Raw genomic sequence first — 4,990 nt, forward strand, 5'->3', positions numbered from 1 at the left:
ATCGACTCTGGGGTTAAATATGCTGTCGTTTACCTGATGACAGCTATTAATGAGATAGCTAGACGCTTATCCATCTATAGATTTGACGATTGATCGCTAGTTGTCGCGACAGCTTGCGATCGGTAAAAATGACAGAGTTGAGCGCTGTCGCCACTCGCCAATGTCGCTGTCGTTTGATAAGGAAAAATTGGATTGTGATTCGCGTTGGGGATGGGACATTTTTTGCGATCGCTAATTCTTAAGCGTGGAAACTGCAAATATAGGCGATCGCTATTCACTTGATGACAATGGTAAAACCAGTGAAATATTCGAGATGCCGAAAATTCTTAAAGGAGATCGTCATGGAACGAGGTTAGAAAAAGTAGTTAAATCTTATTCATTGATAGACTAAAGTAGCTAAAATTAATCTATGCTGAAAAATTTCTGGTATGCAGTTGAATTCTCAGATGTAATTACATCTACGCCTAAGCGTATTAAAGTGCTGAATCAAGATTTAGCGATCTATCGCACGGATACTCAGAAGATCGTAGCGATGCAAGATCTATGCGCTCATCGTGGTGCGGCTTTATCTGGTGGACAGATCAAAGGTGAATGTATCGTCTGTCCCTATCATGGTTGGGAATATCAAGCGGATGGAACCTGCATAAATATTCCTGCAAATCTACCTAATACACCTATTCCCCATAGAGCTAAGGTCAAGGTTTATGAAGCAAAAGAAAAGTATGGATGGGTATGGCTATTTATGGGTGATGTGCTTGAAACAGAGCGTAGCCCAATTCCAGAATTACCTAACTTGGATGATGTAAAGCTCAAATCTCTTCATGGGGATTTTCTCTGGCATACCCACTACAGCCGTGTTATGGAAAATGCCTTAGATTTTGCTCACGCACCTTTCGTTCATGCTGGCTCATTTGGCGACAAAGATCGTCCACAGATTGCTGAATTTACAGTGGAAAATTACCCAACTGGTGCGGGCGCAACCGTAATGGTCAATGCGTCACCACCCAAAGGCATTTGGAGCTTTTTGGCATCAAAGCAACCTTCAGTAATCAAAACTCGGACAGCTTTCTTTTTACCCAATATTACTGTGCTAGAAGTAAATTTAGTATTTGGTAGATTACTTATTTACAGTGCTCATGTTCCGATTGATGACCAGACAACGGTAAGTAAATGGATTAATCTACGCAGCTTTTTTACAGGTAACTGGGCAGATGCAGATGCGCGTAAACGGGTCTTAAAGGTTTTCAATCAAGATAAAACGATTGTAGAATCTCAACATCCCAAGATTGTCCCCTATGACCTTAATGAAGAATTGCACGTTCAATCAGATGCTTTACAGGTAGAGTATCGGAAAATGCGCCGTCAGTTTTTTAAGAATTAGTCGCTCTGCCATCCGCATATCGGGCAATTCCAATTAAGGCGATCGCTATTCTCTGCATACTCATAGCGGTATTGCGGAAATAAGCCCGTAAATACTAGGATGCGTCATGAAAATCTGCAACTGCTGCGATCGCGTCAGACTTGTTACATGGGCAGTCTCATCGGTTACTGGCAACCTGAGATCGGGACAGACTTCACCATCAATGCCTTCTGGACTGATCTCACAGACTAAATCATTGCAATGGACATAGTTGAGACGGCGATCGCAGTGGGATATTTTCGGCGTTGTTTTTATTGATAGACGATCTCCGTTCTAGTGGAAAATTAGAATCAATTTTTCCAAGCTTAACGAGTGTAAATATTTACAGTGGTATGTAATGGAGATCGCATATAAATGAGATGCTTTAACGAAAAACTGGCTTACCTGTTTGAAATGCCTGTACTGTAAATATTTACACCCGAAGCGATCACTCAATTTTCCACTAGAACGAATTCAACTTTCCGCTAGAACAAACAATTTTAATTTTTTACGTTGATGATCGCCTACTTAGAACAACGAGGATCGCCAAAAGGAATATTTTCACTGCTACCATCGGGCGCAAAAAACACATCACAGCCATCGAAAACAGCGATCGCGGATGGATGCTCTTTAATATGGAAATAGGTTCCGAAAACTAATCCTAATAAGATAAAAACCGTTGATAAAACTACCCGAATCCAGCGAATTGTTTGCATAAAATTGTTTGGCAGAAAATTTAAGTTTACCAAAGAGCGATCGCCTCATGATTCTAGGGGAAATTTTGCCGTAAATGCGATCGAGATGGCTATCCTGCCCTCTATTCTGGTACATTCATATATGAAGGCAATCCCAGAAAAATCATGCAAATATACTGGTCGACCGAACAAGTTCCCGAACTAGCTAACCTCAAGCCAGAACAATCAAAGCAAGCGTGGCAGTTTTGCTATAAAAAATATGCCTATAAACATTGGCAAGTGTGGGCTAGTCTATCCTTGTTGGGGATACTTGCTGCTTTAGGTTCAAAATACTTTGGAATAATTGGAGCGGCGATCGGTGGTGGTATTGGCGGTGGGATCTTTGGAGTGGTATCGGTAAATGTGCTTCGTCCCCATCTACGCGATTATGTAAGTTCTCATTTCGCAGATTCAAACCATTCAAACGAAAGTAATTCTGAAGATTAAGCTTCCCATTTACATATCGGACAATTCCAATTAAGGCGATCGCTATTCTCTGCATACTCATAGCGACATTGCAGATACAAGCCTGTAAACATAGGATGCCTCATGAAAATCTGCAACTGCTGCGATCGCGTTAATCTGGGGAAATGATTAGTTGCATAGGTCACTGGCAACTTTAGATCAGGGCAAGATCAGGGCAAGTATCGCCATCAACGCATTCGGGATGCATGGCACGGACTAGGTAATTGCTATTTGCTTTGTTGATGCAACGATCGCAAAGGGGTATTTTGGGCATTTGTTAGGGATAAGAATCATCTTTACTCTGAGCATGGGTTTACTAATCACAAAGACTTATTTCAAATGACATAAATATAAAGTTAATCGTGAAAAAGGATTGCGAAACAAATGGCGCAATGTTAAGTTTTATTACATTCAACAGAATTTAGAAAGGCAATCGCTATGTCACCTATTTTTTCTCCTAACTTCAACAACTTTGAAAATATTAGCCAAACTAAAGCTTGGTCTCTCTTTTTTGCGTTTGGACGTAATGCTGACTTACTAGGTTCAGGTCTCTTAAATGGTCGCTTTTTCACTTTATCTCTGACGGCAGTTGTGGTTGCCGCAATTGTAGAAGTTTTAATTTTATCTATCTAGCCCAAGATCCTACTAATCGTAAAGATGGCAAAAAAGAAATGATTTTAAAATTTATTGTTGTGTTACTCACCGTAAAGATTTTTCGTGAAAATAGAGTATTTCCACAGAAAAAAAACAGAATATCTAACACCATTCGGTTTTAAAAATTGCTCTTTATTGGCACTTTCCGATATGGCTATCTGTAAAGCTAAAGAGATAAATCTAGTCTACGATCGCTTCAAAACTTGCGATGGATACTTTCAGCCCAATCTTTAATCACACTTCGCACTGAAGCTTAATATATTAATATAAGTCATGCTCAAATATATTAGAAGCACTTTAGATAATGTCTGAGGTGCTTCTTAGTTGTAAGCACTGGGGGTATTGTTAAGACAGCGATCGCATAAAGATTTGGAGACTCGCGTTAAAGTTATGGAAACAGGAATCTGTATGAAAAATATTTTAGCATTCAGTGTCTTCTCAATCGCTACAGCATCATTAACGCTTCATGCTCCACCAGCAAAGGCAATCCCGAATAATCCTCAAAGCTTTGAGCAGTGGTGTCTGAAAAAAGATACGCTCCCTACTGAAACTAGGCATACAGTTGAGGTATTGCTAAATGAAGCTGGTACACAAGATTGCAAGCAAGCCAACTCTAAACTAAACAGCTTATCGAAATTCAAAATCACTTCTACAGGCAGTCCCAATATAAAAGATATTGCACCTATCGGAAGTTTGACTAATTTAATTTCGCTTAATCTTTCCGCCAATGGGATTGTCGATATTACCGAACTAGCAAAGTTAACAAGATTGAAGCATCTAAACCTCGCTGCCAATCAGATCGAAGATCTAAGCCCCATAGCAAGTTTAAGAAATTTAAATCATCTGCTCCTTTCTCAAAATAAGATCTCTGACTTGAAGCCCATATCAAAATTGAAGAATTTAACTGTCTTAACTCTTGGGGGCAATAAAATAAGTGATGTTAATCCTCTATCTGGGCTAACTAATTTAGAAGATCTAACAATTGATAGCAATGAGATTGTGAATATTCAATCGCTATCAAGCTTAGACAAATTGACCAAACTAAATCTTTTTAAGAACCAAATTTTTAATATCCAGCCACTATCAGGTTTAACCAAATTGTCAGATATCGATCTATCAAATAATACAATTAGCGATCTAAAACCTTTAATGAGGCTGTATAATTTAACAATTATTTGGCTTTCAAACAATCAGATCGTCGATATTGAGCCATTGTCAGGTTTAAATAAGTTGACATTTCTAACCCTCGACAATAACCAAATTAAAAATATTAATTCAATATCCAGTTTAAAGAATTTGGCTGTACTTTGGCTCGATCAAAATCTCATATCTGATATTAATCCTTTGGTTAGTTTAAAAAAATTAAATTTTCTTACTTTGACCAGCAACCCAATCACTAACAAGGTCTGTCCAGTCAAACCCGAAACTGTTTGTGAATTTTGAGGTTGCCAATCTAATGATCGCCTAAGGTACGGCAAATCCTAACGCAGTAGGGTATTTTCGGTATTGGTTTTATTGATAGGCGATCGCGGTTCTAGTGGAAAATTAAACTTATCATTTCTGCAACAGGTGTAAATATTTACAGTGGTAGGTAATGGAGATCGCACTCTAAATCACCCTCTCCAATCTCTTCACGAATACCAAATCGCAATCATCTGAAGCGATCGCGCGTAATATCGAACGATTTTATATTTACAAGATTATCTAAACACACTAAACTTAGTCTATAAACTTAGTC

7 protein-coding genes are annotated in these 4,990 nt (G+C 38.7%); 5 read left to right on the forward strand and 2 right to left on the reverse strand.

From position 1 onward, the window contains the following. The first annotated feature begins 409 nt into the window (after nt 1-409). Nucleotides 410-1,381: an aromatic ring-hydroxylating dioxygenase subunit alpha gene (locus AC805_RS13385; protein WP_055075889.1), complete on the forward strand. Its 972-nt coding sequence runs from the start codon at nt 410-412 to the stop codon at nt 1,379-1,381. A gap of 99 nt (nt 1,382-1,480) precedes the next feature. Then, the gene (locus AC805_RS27140; protein ID WP_269433578.1) at nt 1,481-1,612 is read left to right on the forward strand and encodes a hypothetical protein; all 132 of its coding nucleotides are present in this window, start codon (nt 1,481-1,483) and stop codon (nt 1,610-1,612) included. 311 nt (nt 1,613-1,923) lie between these two features. Here the strand turns inward: AC805_RS27140 and AC805_RS13390 are convergent, their stop codons facing one another. After that, nucleotides 1,924-2,115: a hypothetical protein gene (locus tag AC805_RS13390; RefSeq protein ID WP_055075890.1), complete on the reverse strand. Its 192-nt coding sequence runs from the start codon at nt 2,113-2,115 to the stop codon at nt 1,924-1,926. A 144-nt stretch (nt 2,116-2,259) separates the two neighbouring features. Between AC805_RS13390 and AC805_RS13395 the strand changes: the two genes are divergently transcribed. Further along, nucleotides 2,260-2,580, forward strand: coding sequence for a hypothetical protein (locus AC805_RS13395; RefSeq protein ID WP_055075891.1), 321 nt, complete (start codon nt 2,260-2,262; stop codon nt 2,578-2,580). Here the strand turns inward: AC805_RS13395 and AC805_RS25645 are convergent. Continuing rightward, entirely contained in the window at nt 2,577-2,744 is a 168-nt protein-coding gene (locus tag AC805_RS25645; protein WP_156341406.1) for a hypothetical protein, read from the reverse strand. The two genes, AC805_RS13395 and AC805_RS25645, sit on opposite strands and share 4 nt — an antisense overlap. A gap of 292 nt (nt 2,745-3,036) precedes the next feature. Between AC805_RS25645 and AC805_RS13400 the strand changes: the two genes are divergently transcribed. Next, nucleotides 3,037-3,231, forward strand: a complete 195-nt coding sequence (locus AC805_RS13400) for a hypothetical protein (protein ID WP_055075892.1) — start codon at nt 3,037-3,039, stop codon at nt 3,229-3,231. A 429-nt stretch (nt 3,232-3,660) separates the two neighbouring features. Further along, a complete protein-coding gene (locus AC805_RS13405; protein ID WP_055075893.1) occupies nt 3,661-4,695 on the forward strand; it encodes a leucine-rich repeat domain-containing protein in 1,035 nt (344 codons plus the stop codon). Nucleotides 4,696-4,990: the final 295 nt, after the last annotated feature.

The organism is Pseudanabaena sp. 'Roaring Creek' (assembly GCF_001402795.1).
Taxonomy (GTDB): Bacteria; Cyanobacteriota; Cyanobacteriia; order Pseudanabaenales; family Pseudanabaenaceae; genus Pseudanabaena.

Bases quoted from the DNA above. Each gene is read 5' to 3' on its own strand.
- AC805_RS13400 (WP_055075892.1), top strand. From the start codon at position 3,037: ATGTCACCTATTTTTTCTCCTAACTTCAACAACTTTGAAAATATTAGC.
- AC805_RS13405 (WP_055075893.1), top strand. From the start codon at position 3,661: ATGAAAAATATTTTAGCATTCAGTGTCTTCTCAATCGCTACAGCATCA.
- AC805_RS13385 (WP_055075889.1), top strand. From the start codon at position 410: ATGCTGAAAAATTTCTGGTATGCAGTTGAATTCTCAGATGTAATTACA.
- AC805_RS13395 (WP_055075891.1), top strand. From the start codon at position 2,260: ATGCAAATATACTGGTCGACCGAACAAGTTCCCGAACTAGCTAACCTC.
- AC805_RS27140 (WP_269433578.1), top strand. From the start codon at position 1,481: ATGCGTCATGAAAATCTGCAACTGCTGCGATCGCGTCAGACTTGTTAC.
- AC805_RS13390 (WP_055075890.1), bottom strand. From the start codon at position 2,115: ATGCAAACAATTCGCTGGATTCGGGTAGTTTTATCAACGGTTTTTATC.